Origin of the sequence: Amycolatopsis sp. WAC 04182, from assembly GCF_003947465.1 — a bacterium.
In the GTDB taxonomy this organism is placed as follows: Bacteria; Actinomycetota; Actinomycetes; order Mycobacteriales; family Pseudonocardiaceae; genus Amycolatopsis.
Genome location: NZ_QHJJ01000011.1, coordinates 117,842 through 137,549, shown reverse-complemented (window position 1 = coordinate 137,549; position 19,708 = coordinate 117,842). Strand labels below are relative to the sequence as shown.

The following is a 19,708-nucleotide window of genomic DNA, read 5'->3' as shown; positions in this document are numbered from 1 at the left end:
ACGAACATGTTGCAAGGCCTACTTCTTTCCGACAGGAGGCAAGCAGGTTGCATCCACAGTAAGGCCCTCTCCGTCTTGCGCTTGATCTCCTCAGCTGATCCAGGCAATCTGAGTCGGTTAGCGGTAAAATCGGATTATATTTACCCGTTCGCAAATGTGCTAATTAAGGATGGGATATGCGCAGGAGTGAACGGCGAATTTCTATCGGCCTATATCGATCTTTGCCTGACCGGAAGCTGCTTGAAACTGCACTGGATCTCGGTATTCGAAGTCTTGATACGTCGTTTAACTACGGCAATTTTTCCTCGCATAGAACCCTTTCGAGCCGCTTTGGAAGCCTCCTGACGGAGTTCTCTATTTCTACAAAGGTCGGCTTTTTTCCAGGAATTAACGGCGTTGAACACTCTCTCGATATCGGACGGCTGCGCGATGCTATTTTGGTCTCTGTTGACGAGCTCAATGTAGTTCCTGGCGCGGTGTTATTGCATAACCCCGAGCGCACGCTCTCCCGTCTCGCGCCTATGGAAAGATTCCAGTGTCTCGCCGCAGCCTGCTCGGTCCTGGTCGATGCTACTCGTGCTGGCTTGTGTCATTCATGGGGTATCTCCACTTGGGATCCTAGAGTGATCCAGGACACACTTCCTGCGGACGACCTTCTGCCGAAGCCGCAAGTGCTCATGGTGCGAGCGGGACTGAGCGTTTCTGCGCCTATACTCAGTGCAAGTGAAGCACTTGTCAAAAGTGTAAGATCCACTACCTTCACGACGTGGGGAATGAGCCCTTTTGGCGGAAATGGACGACATCCTGCATGGAACGTCCAAAATACTCTGCCATTTATAGGTCGCGACCAGAATTGCACTCCTGCGCAAGCGGCGTTTCGTGCGGCGTATGAGCTTCCAGTCGTAGATTGTCTAACCGTTGGCACGAGTAGTGTTGAGCATCTTCGTGATTTAGTTGATGCCTTAGATGTTAATCTTGACAGTGACGTAATCAATAGATATAGAGAAATTATTCGGGGACTCGATCGTGACTTGTGAGCTGGGGATCAACTCTCAGCGGTTACGATGCCCGTCGGGTTTCCGGCTTTGGCTGGCTCGAAAGCGCAAAGGCGCTTTAGTGGTCGACGACACCGGCGTTGAGGGGTGCCGCGGCGAGACACGCGAGTGGTTGGCGGTGGCTGCGGGTGATGCAGTGCGATCACGAGGGGCTCTCTTAGGAGGTATTCAGGGCTAGGCAGGAACTCCTGGGTGTTCGCGTCGGCCGAGTAATGCCGGCAGCCTAGGCTCGCCCGGGTGGCGAATACTCAGTAGGTGTGTCGCCACCAGGGCGTAGGTAGTGGTAGGTCGATGTCGTCGGGATGACCGGGTCCTCGCTCGTCTCGGGGACGGCCACCCAGCGGTTGCTGCGGCGGGCGAGGTTGGGTTGAGGATGATGACTCCGCGGTCGTGGCCGAGGCCCTGCGCGGTGTGGATGCAGTCGACTTGGTGAAGACCGTCGTCATCGGCCACCCAGAAGTGGGTAAGAACCAGAGATCACTTGCAGTGCTGCCGGCGACACGGAGAGGGTGGCGTGTCGGTTGCGATCCTGATCGGCCCCGAACGACCCACGTGACGGATGGATGCCGCGCAGGTCGGCGGGGGCGGGTTTGCTGATGGCACCGGGGTGCAATCAGCCGCGCCGGGGTGGCGATCTACGGAAGACCTATGTAGAGTACGAGTCATGCGAGTAACGCACGCTCTCGTTCAAGTCGCGGTGGCCATAATGGCGAATCCTGACGATCGCCAGTGGGGCTACGCCCTCAGCCGCCAGTCCGGCGTCCGGTCGGGCGTGATGTACCCAATCCTCCGGCGCATGCTGGAGGAAGGATGGGTCAAAGACGGTTGGGAGTCGGCAGACGAGGCGACAAAGCGACGGCCGCGGCGGTACTACCTATTGACTGACAGGGGGCGGCAAGCGCTCGGCGCTCTTCTTGTCTCTGCGCAGAGTGATCCACGCTTCAGGGGTATCCAGCCCCGACCCGGACTGCAGTTCGACTGGAAACGCCTCGGCTTGAGGTCGGCCTGTGACTGAACTTATAGAGCTGGCTGGCGCGCCCGGTGTTCTGCTCCTTGCGATAGTTATTTTCAGTATCGCGCCCGGTCTCGTGCTTCGCCTTACAGTGCTGCTTTACCCGGAGAATGACGAGCGACGAAAAGAACTAATCGCTGAACTCTATGCGATGCCAAGACTGCAGCGCCCCTTCTGGGTTGGCGAACAGTTTGAAACGGCGATCTTTGATGGATTGCAGGCGCGCCGAGTTGACAAGAGGCGGACTGTCCTCATTTACCTGGTGAATGAATTGGAAAACGACAACCTTCGGGCTGAATTGATGGGCCACCTGAGGGATCCGGATAAGTTCAATTCGTACGTTTATCGCATCCTTAAGGAAGCGCCGTCTCGTGTCGCTAAGAAGAATTGGCCAGGAATTGCAATTTCGGTTTCTGTTTATGTTGCCGCTCGTCATCGGCAGTCAAGGTGATCACTAGCGTCGACTCGGTCGCTCAGAACGCGCCAGTGGAGGCGCCCGTGATTAAGCTTTTCATCGTAGGTCATAACTAACTGTCGGTCGGGCTGACGCGCTCTGCGATCAAGCGAACGGCGACTGCGGTCTCCGATCCTGTCGTCAGCTCGGCGGCTGCGGCACGACTTCAGTGGCGTAGTGGTTGCCGGACACGGTCGACGACCGTGTCCGTATCATTTCTTCGCTCGCAAGTATAGTGTGACGTGTGGCGCGAATCGCGTCACCTCGGTTGCAGGAGGCGCTCAGTCATGGGATCTATCACGGCCACAGGACATCAACGGGCGCTGTCGCGTCCTCTGAAGGCCGTCGATATTCCGCAGGCGGAGTATCCGGAAGTCCGGATCGCCGGGCGAACCCTGCGCCCCACTGTGGTCTTCGATACCTATTGGCGATTCGCCGCGAAGCGGCAAGCTGTCTACCTTTCCCGGTTGGCCGGCGAGTCGGGCCCATGGACCGACGACCCGATCCTGTTACGCCACCGGTTCACCAACTGCTACCGGGCTGCGGACCGGGTGAGCCAGTACTTGATCCGGCATGTCTCGTACGAGGGATCGCAGCAGCTCGAGGAAGTGGTATTTCGCACGCTGTTGTTCAAGCTGTTCAACCGAGTGTCTACCTGGGAGCTACTTCGAGACGCGTTCGGTGAGATCTCGTGGGAAAACTTCGACTATCCCGCGTATGACGAGGTACTCAGCCGCGCATTCGCCAGTGGTCACAGGCTGTACTCCGCAGCATATGTTGTGCCACCCCCTAGACTCGAGGCGGACCGGAAGCACAGCAACCATCTGCGGCTGCTGGAACTGATGATGATGGGTGATTTGGGTACCCGGATCGCCGACGGTGGATCGCTGCGTGCCGCCTTCCAGATCCTGCAATCCTTCCCAGCGATGGGCAACTTTCTTGGCTACCAGTTCGCTATCGACCTGAACTACTCCGCGGTCTTCGACTTCGATGAGATGGAGTTCGTGATCCCCGGACCTGGCGCTCGCGATGGGATCCGCAAGTGCTTTGGGCCGGCCTCGGATGGCATCGAAGCCGAGATCATCAGCTATATGGCTGACCATCAGCAGGAGCATTTCGAGCGCTTGGGACTCAGATTCGCGGGCTTGTTCGGTCGCCCGCTGCAGTTGATCGACTGCCAGAACTTGTTCTGCGAGGTGGACAAGTACGCCCGCGTAGCTCACCCTGAGATAGCAGGTCACAGCGGTCGTAGTCGGATCAAGCAGCTCTTCGAGCCCGTGCCTGAGCCGGTAGACGCGTGGTTCCCTCCGAAGTGGGGCCTGCGAACCTGACCCTGCCGACAAATCCGGGGAGGATGGATGAAGCCACATCTGCGCCCCGGATGTCTCGTGGTTCTGGAAGGCTTGGATCGAAGCGGTAAGTCCACTCAGATCGAGCGCTTGCGTGCCCAGAACTGGGCCGGGCCACACCCGACCTTTGCGCACATGCCGTCAGGTCTCACGGTACTGACCGAGCGCATCTACGGCATCACCGAACAGGATCCGATTACGTCGCCGTTGGCACGGCAGCTACTACATATGGCCTGTCATGCGGAGAACATCGCAGCACTGGCCGACGCACGCCAGAGGGGTGGCGTCGTGCTTGACCGCTGGTGGTGGTCGACAGTCGCCTACGGCTGGCATGGCGGACGCCTCGCGGAGCTGGGCGTCAGCGAACGGGCGTTTTTCGGGATGATCGATGCGATCTGGTTGAGGCAGCCAGCAGACGTCGTCTTCCTCTTCACTACGCCGTTCGAACGGGATGAGCTCAACCGAGACGTAGTTCGTCACGGCTATGCGCAGCTCGCCGAGCGTTACGGCTCGATCACGATGGAGGTGCCGTCCGGCACCGCAGGCGAGACGACAGACTTCTTGATGTCACGGCTCCGCGGCCTTCAGCTCGTCGAGTGACGACTCCCTTGACAGGAATGTCAGATTATCCGACACTGATGTCATGACAGAGAACACAATGGGTGCTTTCGGTGCTCCGCTGTTCTTCCCGTCGTCCGGCGTAGTCCCGAGTGCTCCCGACGTCGATCTCCAGCCGAGCGACATCGCCCTGGACCCGATCGCCCTCCAAGCAATGAGCAGAGACGAGCTCTGCGAAGAAGTCCTCCGCATGCTGGCATGCCTTCGGCGTCAATCGGTGCAGGAAGTCGCTGCTGGCGCCCAGCACACCGACGGCACGCTCGCGCTCGACAGCATGACCGCAGTCTGGGTGATCTCGAGGGTCGGCACAGCCTTTGGTCGACACCTCGTCCGGCTCTCAGAGGTCGAAGACGAGAGCTTGCGCAGCGTCGGCACCGTCGCCGCGCTGATCCGACAATCCATCGCCCCGACAGCGAACGCAGGTGCGGCATGAGTGACTTCGTCGAACCCGCCGACAACATTGGCGAGGCATGGCTGCGCACGCTCGAACTGGTGCATGCCGAGGGTGGACGGCGGACCAACGTGCTAACCACCGTGGCGGAGCCGCTGGCCCCGGAGCCGCGCGCCATCCGCGCGGCGATCGACAGGACCTTGACACCTGGCAAACGTCGAGGAACCAGCGTTCAGCGAGCCGAAACGGTTGCCAACACGATCTTCCCGCACGACCTCTATCGCGACACTGGCCTTATGTGGTCGCCTGATCTGGACGCGGGTCAGACCGCCGTACTGGACGCGGCCGCGAGCGACCTCTACGAGGCCTACAGTGGGATGCTGGGCCTGCTCCGCACAGCACACGGCAATCCGCGTGGAACCTACTTCGGCCGCATGATCAGCTGGCCCGGCAAAGAAGCAGGAGGGGTGAACCAGCTGGCTGCCCGAGTGAAGTACCTGCGCAGCCAGCGACGGCAAGGGAACCGGAGTTACAACCTATCCGACATCGCGATCGGCGGAGAGGCAGAAGCATCGGCGATCGAGCGTCTAGAACTGGACGACGTGGGGGTCCAGGTTTACGCCGTGAACGACACCAGACAACGAGGCTTCCCCTGTCTAGTGCACATCGACCTGACGCTGCTCGACGGCAGGCTAAGCATGGTGGCGGTCTACCGCCACCAGTACCTGATCACCAAAGCCTATGGGAACATGCTCGGCCTGGCCCGACTGCTGGCGTTCCTAGCCCAGCAGACCGGCTTCGAAGTCGGCGAACTCGCTGTACTGGCCACACTGGCCGATACCGAGGAGACATTCGCCGGTGGCAAGCGTGGAGTCGCAGCCTTGATCGCGTCAGCCCGCTCCGAGAGCGCAGCGTGATGACTGCGATACTGCTCCGGACCGGGGTCGACATAGTCGACGTAGAACGACTGAAGCGGATGATCGAGCTATCCGGAACAGAGTTCCTGGAAAGCTCGTGGACCGCAGCAGAGCGCGAGTACTGCGCCGGTCGCCCCGAACGGCTGGCGACACGGTGGGCAGCGAAAGAGGCCACGATGAAGGCGCTGGACCGCGGCATCGGCCGCGTCAGCCCGCTGGACGTCGAAGTCGTCGCTCACGAAGGGCAGGCGCCCTCGCTGCTGCTGCACGGCCCCGCCGAAACGCGAGCTCTCGACATGCGGCTTGACACCTGGTCGGTTTCACTCAGCCACGAGGACCGCTGGGCCCTCGCCTTCGTCATCGGAGTAGGAAACGGACCCCATGGACAACACCAGTAACGCGCAGACCGGCAGCTACGCCGGTCAGGAACCGACCGAGCAAGAGATTGTCGGGAGACAGCTGCGCATCGGACGCGAGACACTGGGATTGACCCAGGATGACGTCGCTGGGGTTCTCGGCATACCGCGCACGAGTGTCGTCGCGATGGAGGGCGGCCGCCGCAACGTGACAGCGCTGGAGCTACGGCGGCTGGCGAGACTGTACCGCCGGAGCGTGCAGTGGCTGCTGGGAGAGGAAGACTCAGCTGCCGAGGTGGACTCTGCGCTCTACCGTGCCACGGCGGAACTGTCCGAAGGGGACAAAGAGCAAGTGCTGCGCTTCGCGCAATTTCTCGCGACCGCGGACGGTCCTCCGTCGGGCCCCGGCCGTCGTCAGGCACCGCCCTCGTTCGCACGAGGACCGCGTCCCGGTCCAGGAGCCTCAGCGCCATGATGGCACCGTCCCCAGGAGTCGGCCGTCGCAGGCGGGCGCTGCAAGCAGCGGCGAGCCTGCTCGAGGAGTTGAACGTCGATCAGGACCGGCCGGTGGACGTCTTCGCAGCCGTGGCTCGGCTCGACCTGTGGCTTGTGTTCCAGCCGCTCGAATCATTGCTGGGGGTGATGCTGCCGGAAGGTGGGATGATGCTCACCTCTCAGCGGCCGCCGACGATCCAGCGCTATACCGCAGCGCACGAGATCGCTCACTGGGTACTTGACCACAACCCCACGGCTTTCGACACCGAGGCCGATGTGCTCGGGTCCGGCACCCTCGAGCGAGAACGGCTCGCACAGTTATTCGCGTCCTACTTCATGATGCCGCCGTCGCTCGTCCACGGAACAGCAAGCCGTTACGGAGTGACAGCCAGCAGGCCGCCTGACCCCGTGGTGGCCTATCTGATGGCGCGGGACATGCGGATGAGCTACGAGGCCGCCGTACGACAGTTCGGCAACCTCCGGCTCATCACCGGACACACCCGCGAAGCCTTGCTGGAGGTGCCTCCACTGAAAATCAAGAAACAGCTTGCCCACGGGCACCGGCCCCAAGACGGCCGTGCAGACGTCTGGCCAGTCGACGAACGGGCTATGCATCACAGCATCGACATAGCGGTCGACGACGAGATCGTGATCGCACTTCCAGAGAACCGGACAACCGGTTTCCGCTGGCTGGACGAGACCGCGAACCGGCGCCGCGCGGACATCCGGGCTCGTCCCGCGCCGCCGCCGTTCGCCGGCCCGAGGACCCCACCAGCCGTCTCGGCCAGTTCGCGCCCCTCGCGACGAACGGCCGCAGACGTGAACGCCGCCCTCGCCTTACTTCCTCGGTCACCTCAGCCCACAGACGATCCGAAACCCACAGACAAGCCGAATGCAAGTCCCGAAGGCGGTGCACTGGTGGTCGTCTTCGACGACCACCAGGCCGACAGTGACGATCGCGACGCTCGCGAGGTCGTCCGACACCGTCGCACCATCGCTGGGAGCGTTCCGGTCCCACCTGCCACGACCGACCGCCCCGTCGATCTGGCGTCGGAGGATGAGAGGACGAGCCTTCCGAATACCCGGACACCACGGATTGGGGCCACTGGACGGCGCTGGCTTGCCCTGCGGGCAACGGCGGAGGGCCACTTCACATATGTGCTGCACTACGCGGCACCACACGAGCCCGATCATCCGGCAGCCGCGACGTTCACGGTGGAAGCCACCGTCGAGCCCCAGCCCGAACTCGCGAACCGTCGCCGGCTGCTGCAGGTGGATCTTTCCGACGACACCGGCGACAATCCCACCGCACGGAACGATCCGCAACGATGACCGCCCCCTCTGCTGCCGACCACGGGCCCGCCGCACGAGTCGCCCGCCTCGCCGCCTCTACAGCGCGTCCCGACGTTGATCTTCGGGAGTACTTGGACCCGGTCATCATCGCTCAGGGCGCACGTCCTCTATGCGTGGCTTTTGCCGTCTCTGGTGGCCACGAAGCCGCACGAGCGCGCAATGGCTCGACGCCAGATCCGCGTGCGCCGGAAGCGGTCTGGTGGGCCTGCACCCAGCGTCACCAGACAGGTAGTCACGGCATGCTGCTGACCGATGCAGCTGCAGCCGCGGCCGACATCGGGCAAGCCACCCTCGCGCACTGGCCTTACAACCCCGGCCTGGGCATCAGTACCGAACCCCCGCCACCGGCAGCCGGTACACCACCATGGCATCGGGCGATCGTTCGAGAAATACCGCTTGTACACGACGGTGTCGAAGATCCGCTCGAAGACGCCCTTGCGGCTGGGATCCCCGTCATTCTCGTCGCGGAGGTGACCGAGCAGTTCACATTTCCCGACGATGAGGGCCACGTCGAGTTGCCCAACATCCGTGTTCACGAAGGCGGGTACCACGCTGTCCTGTGTGTCGGCGCAGCGACCGATTCCCAACGGGGACGGCGGCTGCTCATCCGCAATAGCTGGGGCGAGCACTGGGGTCTCGGCGGCTACTGCTGGCTGCCGATCGCGTACCTGGTCGCCTTCGTGGTGCAAGCAGCAGTAGTCGAGGTGGAAAGGTGATGAATTTAGCCGACTACGAGCGCGCCGTCGCCGAAACCGATGTCCTCGCACCGGACGACCTGGTCCTTCCTATGCTCGGCCTGGCGGGCGAGATCGGCAGTCTGGTCGCTGAATACAAGAAGAACCAGCGTGACCACACTGGCTACCGAGCATTCCCCGAAGAAGTGAGCGAAGAGCTCGGAGATTTGTTCTGGTACGCCACAGCGCTGGCCCGGCGTTGCGGCTTGTCTCTCGAAGAGATCCTCGAGGATAATGCTCGAAAGGCTCGCGAGCGGTTCCTCCGGCCCGCCACGCCTCTCCCTCACTCGCTCTTCGACGAGCACCTGCCTGATCACGAGCAATTACCGCGCCTGCTCGACGTGACCTTTACCGAAACGCTCGCGCAGGATCGCGGCACTAAGCCAGTCCGCGTCGTCCGAATCCACCGAGGTACCAGCAGTATCGGAGACCCCCTCGACGACAACAGTGACGACGACGATGACTACCGCTACCACGACGTTTTCCACCTTGCCTACATGGCGGTCCTTGGCTGGTCGCCCGTAATGCGCAGTCTCTTAAAGGTCAAGCGCGCCACAGACCGCGACGTGGACAGAGTTCAAGACGGAGGCCGTGCGATCGCCGTCGAGGAAGGCGTCAGCGCCTATGTATTTTCTGCGGCGCGGGCGCACAGCTACTTCAGTACCAGTAAAATGATCCCGACTCAGATCGTTAAGGCTTGCCGAGCGATGACGTCTCACCTCGAGGTCTCACGGCGTTCTAACCAGGACTGGGAATACGCGATTCTATTTGGTTACCAGGCATTTCGCAGCCTTGTTGAAAACCGTGGTGGGGTAGTTCGCTTGGATCTGAACCGTCGAAGTCTCCACTATAGCCGAGAGTGATCCATTGGTGCCCCTGCTCTACTACCTCAACTCACGACCGGCGTAATTGATCTGGACGAAAGATGCTCGGCTCGCGATGCCGGTGATCAAGTTCCAACTCGAGCTCGGTCAGGTGATTGGTGAGCCAGTCACGGGTTTGTTGGCAAGTTAGAGCTTCGTTGGCGACGCGTTCAAGCTGACCTGCGTAGAAGGCGACGTCATCATCGTTCTCGAGGAACAGGCTGGTTGTGGGCTGTTGGTGGTGAACGAGCGGAAGGTGCTGATCGTGTCGATACAGGGCGAAACCGGTCTGGAGGCTGGCCAGAGCGAAGTGATCGGGTACGAGGTGGATGTGGTGATGGGGCAGCGACGACGTGATCAGCAGGTGCAGCACTTGCTCGTGCTTTACGGAGGGTTCTTTAGGGCGCCCGAGCAGAGTGGCTTCGTGCAGGTAGAAGGTGAAGGGGCCTGGTGACCGGAGGGATGCTGTCTGGCTGGCGAGGCGCGTACGCACTGCTGTGTCGAGGGCGTGGCCGTCCTCGTGCCCCTTCCTTATGAAGGCTTCGCGGATGTAGGGCTCGATCTGGAGTTGCCGCGGGATTTCGACAGGGTTGTAGGTCGTGATGGACTGGCTGCAGGTGTCGAGCACCTTGATGAGTGGAAGGCCGTCGGGAAAGTCATTGGGGTGGCTTCTGACCTGGTAGCCGTCGTCGGGGAGGCGGTCTAGTGCTACTAGTTCGTCGAGCTCCTGTGGGGTGGCTTTCGCTCGGGCGAGGTAGATGGCGATGTCACCGGCTTGGTAGTTGCGGAGGCCGCTTTCCAGGCGCGAGATGGTGGAGGCTGGCCAGCCGAGCATGCGGCTCATGTCGGTTGCGAGGTAGCCGGCGCGCATGCGGATTCGCCGTAGCTCGGCGCCGATCTCCCTTTGCTTTGCGGTCGACAGCTGCGGAGTCTTCTTCGCTTTCACCGGTTCCTGCTCAAAGGTCGTTGCGGGGGCGGGCCGTCCCACGGGGGCTTGGGTCGTCACAGGCGCCGTGACGGCGCGAGATAGCGGATTACCTGCGGAAACATCGCGTATGACGGCTGCGGCGGCGTGCTTCGCGCCCGTCACGTCGGCTGTGAACCGGCCATGAGACGTGCGGTTTCGAGGAAAAGTGATCAGCCGTCACGTCGGCGAACGAGGAGCGCCGTGTCGTGTAGTGACGAGTTGCGCGGCTGTGCCAGCGACCGCTTGGAGGGCAGTTACGTGTCCGGTCAGTCGGTCGAGTCCAAGCGGGGTAAGACGCATCTTGGTACGGCGACCAGCGACCCGGATAGACACATAGCCGGCCGCGGCGAGGAGCTCCGCATGGCGAGCGACGGAGTGCGGCTTGATTCGCAGTGCGTTTGCCAGAACCGCGTCCTCGTACCAGCGTAGGTCGGAGAGGAGGCACATCACGAACAGGCGGACCGGCAAGAGGAGAAGCGGGTCGAGGTCGCGGTGGGAGGACGGAACCGCAGGGCGTGTTGGCCGCATCACTGCTCACCACTCGTCAGCTCATGAGAGCCGGGTCGTCGGAGATGGAGGGCTAGGGGCGACCCGGCTGGGCTTTTCTGCAGCTCAAGTGGGTCGGCGCCCAAGGGTTTGCCGCAGTGCGTGGTCGGACTGTGCGGTGCACCGCCGTCCTGAGGGACGCGACGTGCGGCTTGCTGGGACTCAACCGCGGTGCCGGTCCGTGGCGCGATGATCAGCTGGCCCGGTGAACGGCGGGCGCGATGCTGCCCTACGTTCGTCGATGTGGTGGTCCGGCCGTCCCGCTCGGGGGTAGCACGCGCGCGTTGACGTGGGCGCGACTGCGGGACGGCCGGAGTCTGATGGCGGCCGAAGAGACGACACCAGCGGTGAGCCTGCCGGTGGCGTTCGGGTTCAGCCGTGGAAGCGGCGGGGCGGTTGAGGATCCGGAGCAGCGCCACGCACGCGACGCATGGAGGTCCAGGCGGTACGAGGCACGAGCCGATGAGTACAACATGACCGCAGACCGCCTGGTAGCAGCCCTCTTGGAGATCAAGCCCTTGGGCGAAAGCTTCATCGGTGACGGCGTGATCGAGGTTGTCACCTGCACAGCGGTACCAACTGACGTAGAGGCGGGATCGCCGTGGCCTGCGCGTACCGCTCATCTCATCCGCCCCTGTGTCTGCCCAATGTGTTGAAATCATCAAAGATGGATCAACGCCGAGAGACCAGGGCGGAAGTGTCAGAGTTTGGTGACAGACTAGTGACATGTATTGCCTTCACCTGCATATATAGCTGATATGCTCAAGTGCAAGTCAAGCAGTGCGAGGTGGTCGATGATCGGCGTCCGACGGCGCGATGGGCTGGTTTCAGCTCGTAAGACTGTGGGGCTGAGCCAGGAGAAGCTCGCTGAGATCATGGACGTCGATCGCCGGACGGTCATCCGCTGGGAAGCGGGTGACTTCGCGCCCCTGCCGTTCCAGCGGCCGAAGCTGGCGAGAGTGTTGGGACGCTCCCAAGAAGAGTTGCGCGTGCTGCTCGAGGGCTCGCCGGCGGCTGATCTGCCGCATGAGCTTGAACCTGCGTTCAGCTGGCTGGATCGTCGTGTGGGTTGGAGCCCTGGCACTACGCGTGAACGGGTCGGGGCACGTGTGTCGCCAGACGGGCGTCGCGGATCGCGAGTCGATCGGAGTCATGCCGCCGACGCGTTGGCGAGCTACTACGGCGAACTGCCTGTCGGCTACGCGCTCTACCAGGCGCGTTACGGAAAGCAAGGCGTCCGGACCAGCATTCTGAGTCGGTCAGAGTGGCTGGACCTGAGCTGCCAGCTGACGCCGGAGAACGACCAGCTGCTTCTGCGGCCTGGCCTTGGGGGCCACTCTTGCGGCATCAATGAGAAAGCGGCCGTTGGAAGGCTCGCGGAAGCGGCTGAAGGCGGCGTTCGGCTGGCTGACGTGCCGATCTACCGTCTGACGGAGCTCAATGTGGGCGGTGGCGCTCTATCGGGCAGCTTGGACGTCGTGCCCTTCGTCGAGTACGCCTTGACGTTGGACCTGCTTGAGCGCGAAATGTTCGAGACCCTGGCGGCGGAGAAGGCCTTACGTCCTGGCCACGTGCCCCTGCGGGACAAGTACTTGCCGGACCTCGCGACGGTGCTCGACCTGGCCGGACGGTTGTGCGCGGGTGGCGTGCTTGCATTGACCGCGATCGCTCGGCCCGCGGACCCGTATCGCGGTGGTCGCGACTACCTGCTGCTCATCCAAGAGCGGTCCAGGAACGTGCTGAACGCGACCGAAAGCTTGGCCGTGATCCCGAAGGCGTTCCACCGGCCATCGACGGATCAACGCGCGGATGCTCGGATCGGAGCGACCCTGCGGCGTGCGCTGGAGAACGAGCTGTTCGGACGGGTCGACGTCGACAACACCGCGGGCAGTCAGCGAGCAGCTGATCCGATGCACCCGCACAGGTTGTCCGCGCCGATGAGGTGGCTGACCGAACAACCAGGACGCCTGCGGATGGAGTGCACCGGGTTCGGCCTCAACCTTGTCAGCGGGAACTACGAGCTTGCCAGCTTGGTCGTCATCGACGACGAAGAGTTCTGGTCCCGCTTCGGCGGCGAGGTTGAGGCTAATTGGGAGTCGACTGAGTTGCGCTCGTATTCGACACTCGATGGCGATTTGATCGGCGGACTGATTGCCGATGAATCGTGGAGCAACGAAGGTTTGTTCGCGTTGCTCCAGGGGCTGCGCCGACTCGCAGAAATTAACGGTGAGCGGTTGGCAATCCCGAGTATTGAACTATGTCGCTGAAGGCCACCGCACAGCCAATACGACAGAATCCGATATGGCTTCCCAGGAATGGTCGATACCTGGCCCCCACATGATGTAGTCGCCTTGACGTGTCATAGTTTTGCCGCCGCCAGTGACATCGACGCGAAAGTGGCCGGAAATGAGAATCACGAGCGTCGTCCGCTGGTCATCGGAGGTCCACTCCGGGCGCTTGTCGCCTGCAGGATGGTTGGCCCACTTGACTTCCACGTCTTTCGATGAGCGGACGCCATGGGAGGGGTCGATGAAGTGCCCGACTAGCCAGCTGCGGGTGTCTGCTGCGTCTTCATTGGCGTTTCCGGCGGTCCAGCCGTCGTTCACGTGCTTATTTCCCATTCTATCGGCGGCAACTTCACGCGCTCTCCTCCGATTTCCGCCAGCCGTCGCAGGCCCTGCATCATCGCAAAGAGTCCTTCGTTGCTCCATGCTACATCACTCAGGAGCTCGGTGACGAGCTCTGTATCGGTTGTCGAATACTGCCGAAGTGTCGCTGATTCCCAGTTCGCTTCGACCATGCCGCCGTAACGTTGCCAGAATTCTTCGTCGTCGATGACTATCAGGCTTGCAAATTCGTAGTTTCCGCTGACCAGGTTCAGGCCGAAGCCTGTGGACTCCATTCGCAAGCGATCAGGTTCCTCCGCAAGCCAGCGCATCGGTTCAGAGCGGCGCGCTGGGTGCATGGGGTCCGCAGTCAGCATCTCGTCGAGTGTGTTGTCGATATCCGGCCGCCCGAACAACTCCTCTTCCAGCTCTCGTCGGAGTGTTGCGCCCACCTGGGCATCTCGGCGGACGTCGGTCAGCGGCTGATGGAAGCCCTTCGGGATCACCGCGAGTCGTCGCGCAGCGTTTAGGACGTGACCTGAACGCTCCTGTACGAGCAGGAGATAGTCCGCGTCGCCCCGGTATGGGTCAGCCGGGCGCGCGATGGCGGTGAGTGCGAGTACGCCTCCCGCGCAAAGCCGGTTGGCGACGTCGAGCACTGATCGAAGATCAGGTAGGTGCCGGTCGCGAAGTGGCATGGACGATGAGCCGGCCGCGAGGGCGTCCATGAGTTCGCCTTCGAGCAGGTCCATCGTCAGCGCGTAGTGCGCGAAGTGAGTGACGCCGAACGAGCCGCCGAGCTGGTGTTTGCGGATGTCCGTGCCGAGCAGGCGGTAGATCGGACTGTTCACGAGACGGGTGTTCATGGCCAGCGTCTCCGCCAGGCGCTGAACGGCGAGACTCGCCGCGCGTTCATCGAGCTCGAGGCTCGCGTCCGGCCGGGTACTCGTCGCCGTTAACCGCTCTTGCTCTGGCCGCAGCTCGCAGGCCACATCCAGCCAATCGACGCAGGTCAGGACGCTGGTGTTCACGGTGTCAGCGCCGATTCGCCCGCAGTACAGACCGTGATTCTTGACTTGATGCCCGTAGTACTGGCGGAGAGCGTCGACGACCTCCCGCTGGCTCACCCAACTCCGTCGGGTTCCGCGGTTGTGGAGGTCGTGGACGGTCACGTCCGCGAGGCGCGCAGCGACCGCGCGGCGGGCTGTGCCGGGGATCCAGCGGGCTGAGCGGTCGAGCCATTCGAGGGCTGCGCCGATGTGCGGATCAGTCGTAAGCCGCTCGTCCTCGGTGATGCCCGATACCGCCTGAGCGGCGGGCGCCTCGCCGGCCAGCTCGGCGAAGCGCGCACGCTCCGCCTCCGACGCTTGCTCAAACGCGGTGTCGAGCACCTGTTGCATCTCGGACTGCTGGACCAGGTCCGGCTTCTTGCGCCATGACGCCACGGTGCGTGCAGCGACGCCCAGCTTCTCGGCGAACCGCTCGTTGCTCAATCTCAGTGCGGCTTGAAGTGCCGACGCTGATCGACCGGTCCATTCGTTGGCTCGGCTCATCGGTGCACCGAAAAGCCGATATGCAGCGGATATGCAGTGATTGTGCAGTGCTCCCGCACTGGTTGTGCATGGGATCGTGCGCCGATTCGGCCTTGAATTCTAGGTATGGAAATCACCTGGATCACCAGCCCGAATCGCCCGCCTTCAACGCTTCGAGCGGACATGCTCGACCACGATCGCGAGGTTCGACTGAACGTCTTCGAGACGCTCGGTGAGCTCAGCCAGCCGCTGTTCGAGAGCGTCCAGTCGAGGCCAGAGATCATGCCCGTCGTCAGCAGGCTCGTCCGGATGCGGCGGAGTGCGATTTTGCAGAACTGCCAACAGATGCTGCGGGTGCCAGCCCAATGTCGTCGACAGTGCTTCGAGCGTGCGGGCGCTCCGGCGACGCTCCACCGTGTGGTGCTGCAACTCGCGCACGATCGCCTGCGACACGTGCGATCGCTCGGCCAGCTCGCGTTGCCGCCAGCCGAGTTCGTTGACGCGCATGCTGATCGCCTTCGCGACTGCTGCCCAGTCTTCCGACACGTATCCCTCCGCGCTCCGCCTCAGCGCTGAGATTAGCGGCTCATCGCGCTTTTATCGCGTCGCCTAGCGCATTAGCGGCGGCGCGTCGGACGAACGCGCCCTCCAGTGCGCTGAAATCACCAACATAGTCTTGAAATCATCAGATTGGTCTTTCTTATGAACTCGCAAATGACTTTTCACACCATTCCGCAGGCCGCCTGGATTCTGGGTGTTCCGTGCTCGGCTGCGAGCCGGGCGATCCGTACCGGACAGCTGAGGGCGATTCGCTCGCGGTTCGGTCTGCGGGTGTCGTCGACCGAACTCGTTCGGCTGCTCGGCACCACGAAGCAGGACGGAGGTGCGGCATGCACGCCGATGACCTCCGGCTGATCGGGATCGCGTGGCGGCTGGACCGCCTGCGGTGGATCCCCTCGGACGTCCTGATCGCCATCGTTACTAGCGAAGGGGTCTGCATGTGGCCATCGGCGGAGGGCGAACCGCCGCTGGCGCAGACCGATCAGCAGCTCGCCGACCGACTGTGCGGAGGATGTCCGGTCCGGGACGAGTGTCTGGAACTGGAGTTGCGCACTGCCGGGACGGAGACAGCCGGCGTCTGGGGCGGGATAACCGACGACGATCGTCGGGAGCTTCATCCGCACTGGCTTCGACGCGGTGAACGGATCGAGCGAGGTGCGCGATGAACGGCCTCACCTTGACGCCAACGCAGATACTCGCCGGAGTCGGCGTGCTGGTCGTGCTGTTCTGGGTTTGGCGGGCCGGCGCTCGCCGGGCGAAAGCCGCGGCAGAGAAGACGCGCAGCGGTGCGCGCCTCGTCTCCTTGGCTGGCCGCGTTCTTTTCAACGCTGGGTTGATCGTGGCTGTTCAGTGGGTCGTCATCTCGCATCCGAGCAGCACGTGGCTGCGGCTCGCGGTACTCGGACTACCCGCGCTGTTCGCATCTCATGCGCTGACTCGCGCTATGACCGTGACGACCGTCGACACCTCGAAGCGGGGTGGTCGCCGATGACACGAGCGCAACAGCTGGCCCAGGACGCGGCCGAGGCCGCAGAGGTACGGGCGTACGAGACCGATCCGGACGTTGTGGCGCTCCGGATAGAGCGGGTACGTCGGCAGGTCGACTGGATGTGCTGGACGGGGATTGTCCTCGGACTGGCGTTCACGATGACGAACGTTCAGACCTTCGCTTCGACAGGGACCCAGGCGTGGTCGCTGCCGTGGCTGGCTGCGTGGGTCCTGGATCCGACGGTGTCCCTCGTGCTGCTAGCGATCCTTCGCGCGGAGCAGGTAACTGCCCGGTACCAGGTTCGCACCGGTGGATGGGTTCGGCGGGCGAAGTGGTTCACGCTCGCCGCTACCTACGTCATGAACACGTGGACGTCCTATGCGGAGGGGGATCCAGCGGCGATCGTCCTGCACTCGGTGCCTCCGCTGGTCGTCTTCGCCGCGGTCGAGGCGATCACTGATCTGCGCGACAAGCTGACCGATGCTGCCATCGTGGCTGCCGGTGAACGGCGAGGTGTTCAGGGCGAGTCCATGAACGCCGGGCGCCGGAAGCTGTTCGCTGACTACCTGGCCGACGCTCGGCGACGCTGGACACCCGATGTCGACGTCACGCCGGCGTGGATCCGGCAGGCGACCGGATGTTCGCGCGGGTTGTCGCCGCGGTTGGCGCGTGCGTTGCGCGCGGAGGTGGCCGATGACTGAGCCGGGCGCACTGCCAATGAAGGCAGATCCCGTGCTGGATGGCGAGCTGGTCGATGACACGTTGCCGCAACCACGTCGCCGCACACGTCGCAACCGGCTAGTGAGGTGGTGGCTGCGCTCGCAACGCGTGCCGTTGTGGCTCAAGAGCAAACCGCAAGTGGTTCAGGCCGCGAAGGACGTGGTTGCCTGGCTGGTCATGTCGCCGGTGCGCTTCCTCGGGGCGGTTGTCCGCGGGGTGGTGGTCGGTGCGCGGTGGTGGCGTGGCTGGGTGACGGTGCGGGACTATCGGGCTGCTGCGGAGGAGTCCGAGAAACTGGCCGACAAGTTCACGGAGATTCGCGGGCTCACGCTGTTCCGCTGGAAAGTCACGGGCTTGGTTCTCGCCGTTGTCGCTCTGGTGGTCGCGATGGTGGATCTCCTGTACGGCGCCGATCCATTGTGGATGGCAGGGGCTGGTGTATCGGTCGCCTTGGCGATTCTTGGTCGCCGTAAGGACGGGAGCCCGGGACGCAAACCTGCGCTCGCTGGTCCGCGCACGCTGACGTGGACGATGGACCCACAGGTGCTGGTGGACGCGTTTCGGGATGCGAAGCTCATCGGTAAGGACGAGTCGCTGAGGTTGGTCGAGCGGGCAACTCGGGTCGGTGATGGCTGGGCCGTAACAGTCGACCTTCCCGCCACCCGCAAGGCCGCGGACGTCGTGAAGAACCGGGACGCGCTCGCGTCCGCCTTGGCGGTCGATGAGGTGCAGCTCATCGTGGAACGCGTCCGAGGCAACGGTGGTCACGCTGGCCGAGTCTCGATGTGGGTTGCCGACGAAGACCCGTACGCGTCGCCACCGCTACGGACGCCGCTACTCGGGGCGGCCCAGTGGGATGCGTGGCGTCCGGTTCCCTTCGGGCGAGATGCGCGGGATAGGCGGATCGATCTCCCGCTGGTGTGGACGTCGTTGCTCGTGGGCGCGATTCCGCGGCAGGGCAAGACATTCGCTGCCAGGCTCGCTGCTTCTGGACTCATCCTGGACGCGTGGGTGCGGCTGTACGTCGCCGACTTCAAGGCGGGCAAGGACTGGGACTCGGCCGGCAAGGTCGCGCATCGGTTCATGGCGGGCGACGAATCCGAGCATGTCCTGGCCCTCATCGGCTGGCTCGCCGAGCTGGTCGCAGAGGTTCAGTCGAGGTTTCGGCGGATGCGGGATCTCGATGACCTGACGTGCCCGGAGTCGAAGGTCACCCCGGAGATGTCTCGCGATAAGGCGCTGGACATGCCGATTACGGCGATCTTCATCGATGAGGTTCAAGTTCCGCTTGAGGACCGCACATCTATCGAGGTCCAGGGGAAGAGACTGACGGCGGGCGAGTACGTCGGCGAGTTGCTGACGTGGTTGGCGAAGAAGGGGCCGGCTGCCGGGATCGTGCTCGTACTGGCGACGCAGCGGCCGGACTCGAAGACGATTCCGTCCGGCCTACGTGCGGTGCTCGGCTCCCGGTTCGCGCTCCGAGTGATGGATTGGCGCGACTCGAACATCGTGCTCGGCGAGCAGATGAACACGCGCGGGTTCGATTCGTCTCGCCTGCTGCCGTCGCACAAGGGCGTGGGCATCCTGCGCCCGGACGGTGACACCGCGGCCGGGGCCGATGTGCTCGCGATGACCGTCCGGACCTACTACATGCCGAACGAGGACTGGCGAACGATCTGTGAGCAGGGACGGGCGCTGCGCGAAGCAGCTGGAACGTTGACCGGCCACGCAGCAGGCCAGGACGTTAAGCCAGTGCTCGACCACGCTGCGGTGGTCAAGGAGATCAATGCAGGTGGCAGCAGTGACGCGGTTGGCGCGTTGCCTGAACCGTTTGCGGCGATTGTCGACTACCTCGGGGCCGACCTTGGTCCGGAGGGTCGCGAGTTCGTGCCGACTGCGGAGCTCTTGGACGTGCTGAAGATCGACCGGATGACGCTCGCCCAGCAGATGAGCGAGGCGGGATGTCGGCCTACGCGGGATCGGATCACGACCGAAAACGGCGAGACACGGCAGGTTCGTGGATATCTAACAGCTGAAATCAATAGTTCCGTAGCCCGCATGGCCAGCGGTGACGCATCGGAAGATCTCGGTGATCGGACATGAGCGCCGAGCATTCGAAGAATCGGGACGTTCAAGTTATTCTACCTGCTGGATTGCCTGCTGTGTCGCCTGCGGTCGCACGCGGATTGCT

Annotated in this window: 22 protein-coding genes; 17 read left to right on the top strand and 5 right to left on the bottom strand. The window is 63.0% G+C overall.

From position 1 onward, the window contains the following. Positions 1-176: 176 nt before the first annotated feature. The 12 genes from DMH01_RS41515 (at position 177) to DMH01_RS41460 (ending at position 9,597) form a co-directional block, all read left to right on the top strand. Positions 177-1,037 carry an aldo/keto reductase gene (locus DMH01_RS41515; protein ID WP_125684850.1) on the top strand — a complete coding sequence of 287 codons (861 nt, stop codon included), beginning with the start codon at positions 177-179 and terminating at the stop codon, positions 1,035-1,037. A gap of 577 nt (positions 1,038-1,614) precedes the next feature. Further along, the gene (locus DMH01_RS43770) at positions 1,615-2,070 is read left to right on the top strand and encodes a PadR family transcriptional regulator (protein ID WP_370323611.1); all 456 of its coding nucleotides are present in this window, start codon (positions 1,615-1,617) and stop codon (positions 2,068-2,070) included. After that, on the top strand, positions 2,063-2,518 hold the full coding sequence (locus DMH01_RS41505; RefSeq protein WP_125684846.1) for a hypothetical protein: 456 nt from the start codon (positions 2,063-2,065) through the stop codon (positions 2,516-2,518). Before DMH01_RS43770 ends, DMH01_RS41505 begins: the two co-directional genes overlap by 8 nt. Positions 2,519-2,808: 290 nt before the next feature. After that, the gene (locus DMH01_RS41500; RefSeq protein WP_158633295.1) at positions 2,809-3,852 is read left to right on the top strand and encodes a nucleotide kinase domain-containing protein; all 1,044 of its coding nucleotides are present in this window, start codon (positions 2,809-2,811) and stop codon (positions 3,850-3,852) included. A gap of 27 nt (positions 3,853-3,879) precedes the next feature. Continuing rightward, positions 3,880-4,470: a hypothetical protein gene (locus DMH01_RS41495; protein ID WP_125684845.1), complete on the top strand. Its 591-nt coding sequence runs from the start codon at positions 3,880-3,882 to the stop codon at positions 4,468-4,470. A 43-nt stretch (positions 4,471-4,513) separates the two neighbouring features. After that, positions 4,514-4,921, top strand: a complete 408-nt coding sequence (locus DMH01_RS41490; protein ID WP_125684843.1) for an acyl carrier protein — start codon at positions 4,514-4,516, stop codon at positions 4,919-4,921. Continuing rightward, on the top strand, positions 4,918-5,796 hold the full coding sequence (locus DMH01_RS41485; RefSeq protein ID WP_125684841.1) for a hypothetical protein: 879 nt from the start codon (positions 4,918-4,920) through the stop codon (positions 5,794-5,796). Before DMH01_RS41490 ends, DMH01_RS41485 begins: the two co-directional genes overlap by 4 nt. Beyond that, a complete protein-coding gene (locus DMH01_RS41480) occupies positions 5,796-6,194 on the top strand; it encodes a holo-ACP synthase (RefSeq protein ID WP_255432183.1) in 399 nt (132 codons plus the stop codon). The genes DMH01_RS41485 and DMH01_RS41480 overlap by 1 nt, the downstream gene beginning before the upstream one ends. Next, a complete protein-coding gene (locus DMH01_RS41475) occupies positions 6,178-6,627 on the top strand; it encodes a helix-turn-helix transcriptional regulator (protein WP_125684837.1) in 450 nt (149 codons plus the stop codon). Before DMH01_RS41480 ends, DMH01_RS41475 begins: the two co-directional genes overlap by 17 nt. Beyond that, complete coding sequence (locus DMH01_RS41470; protein WP_125684835.1) at positions 6,624-7,979, top strand: ImmA/IrrE family metallo-endopeptidase; 1,356 nt, start codon at positions 6,624-6,626, stop codon at positions 7,977-7,979. Before DMH01_RS41475 ends, DMH01_RS41470 begins: the two co-directional genes overlap by 4 nt. Further along, positions 7,976-8,716: a C1 family peptidase gene (locus DMH01_RS41465; protein ID WP_125684833.1), complete on the top strand. Its 741-nt coding sequence runs from the start codon at positions 7,976-7,978 to the stop codon at positions 8,714-8,716. The genes DMH01_RS41470 and DMH01_RS41465 overlap by 4 nt, the downstream gene beginning before the upstream one ends. Then, positions 8,716-9,597: a nucleoside triphosphate pyrophosphohydrolase family protein gene (locus tag DMH01_RS41460; protein ID WP_125684831.1), complete on the top strand. Its 882-nt coding sequence runs from the start codon at positions 8,716-8,718 to the stop codon at positions 9,595-9,597. Before DMH01_RS41465 ends, DMH01_RS41460 begins: the two co-directional genes overlap by 1 nt. Positions 9,598-9,628: 31 nt before the next feature. Here the strand turns inward: DMH01_RS41460 and DMH01_RS41455 are convergent, their stop codons facing one another. Beyond that, positions 9,629-10,543: a helix-turn-helix transcriptional regulator gene (locus tag DMH01_RS41455; protein ID WP_125684829.1), complete on the bottom strand. Its 915-nt coding sequence runs from the start codon at positions 10,541-10,543 to the stop codon at positions 9,629-9,631. A gap of 198 nt (positions 10,544-10,741) precedes the next feature. Continuing rightward, on the bottom strand, positions 10,742-11,092 hold the full coding sequence (locus DMH01_RS41450; RefSeq protein WP_125684827.1) for a transcriptional regulator: 351 nt from the start codon (positions 11,090-11,092) through the stop codon (positions 10,742-10,744). A gap of 812 nt (positions 11,093-11,904) precedes the next feature. On the opposite strand from DMH01_RS41450, the gene DMH01_RS41445 reads away from it, so the two are divergent. Further along, positions 11,905-13,377: a helix-turn-helix domain-containing protein gene (locus DMH01_RS41445; RefSeq protein WP_125684825.1), complete on the top strand. Its 1,473-nt coding sequence runs from the start codon at positions 11,905-11,907 to the stop codon at positions 13,375-13,377. On the opposite strand, the gene DMH01_RS41440 is transcribed toward DMH01_RS41445, so the two are convergent. From DMH01_RS41440 to DMH01_RS41430, 3 genes are all read right to left on the bottom strand, one after another. After that, entirely contained in the window at positions 13,366-13,716 is a 351-nt protein-coding gene (locus DMH01_RS41440; RefSeq protein WP_025584627.1) for a hypothetical protein, read from the bottom strand. The genes DMH01_RS41445 and DMH01_RS41440 overlap by 12 nt on opposite strands. Next, a complete protein-coding gene (locus tag DMH01_RS41435; RefSeq protein WP_199745828.1) occupies positions 13,713-15,269 on the bottom strand; it encodes a transcriptional regulator in 1,557 nt (518 codons plus the stop codon). The genes DMH01_RS41440 and DMH01_RS41435 overlap by 4 nt, the downstream gene beginning before the upstream one ends. A 144-nt stretch (positions 15,270-15,413) precedes the next feature. Continuing rightward, complete coding sequence (locus DMH01_RS41430; protein WP_093936782.1) at positions 15,414-15,794, bottom strand: helix-turn-helix domain-containing protein; 381 nt, start codon at positions 15,792-15,794, stop codon at positions 15,414-15,416. A gap of 344 nt (positions 15,795-16,138) precedes the next feature. Here DMH01_RS41430 and DMH01_RS41420 point away from each other — a divergent pair, with 344 nt between their 5' ends. Genes DMH01_RS41420 through DMH01_RS41405 form a run of 4 tightly spaced genes read left to right on the top strand, consistent with a single transcriptional unit; the run spans position 16,139 to position 19,620 of the window. After that, positions 16,139-16,474, top strand: coding sequence for a WhiB family transcriptional regulator (locus DMH01_RS41420; protein ID WP_125684823.1), 336 nt, complete (start codon positions 16,139-16,141; stop codon positions 16,472-16,474). Further along, positions 16,471-16,800 (top strand): hypothetical protein, encoded by a 330-nt coding sequence (locus DMH01_RS41415; RefSeq protein WP_125684821.1) that lies wholly within the window; start codon positions 16,471-16,473, stop codon positions 16,798-16,800. Before DMH01_RS41420 ends, DMH01_RS41415 begins: the two co-directional genes overlap by 4 nt. Then, positions 16,797-17,498 carry a hypothetical protein gene (locus tag DMH01_RS41410; protein WP_125684819.1) on the top strand — a complete coding sequence of 234 codons (702 nt, stop codon included), beginning with the start codon at positions 16,797-16,799 and terminating at the stop codon, positions 17,496-17,498. The genes DMH01_RS41415 and DMH01_RS41410 overlap by 4 nt, the downstream gene beginning before the upstream one ends. Continuing rightward, positions 17,491-19,620 (top strand): FtsK/SpoIIIE domain-containing protein, encoded by a 2,130-nt coding sequence (locus tag DMH01_RS41405; RefSeq protein WP_125684817.1) that lies wholly within the window; start codon positions 17,491-17,493, stop codon positions 19,618-19,620. Before DMH01_RS41410 ends, DMH01_RS41405 begins: the two co-directional genes overlap by 8 nt. Positions 19,621-19,708 lie beyond the last annotated feature (88 nt).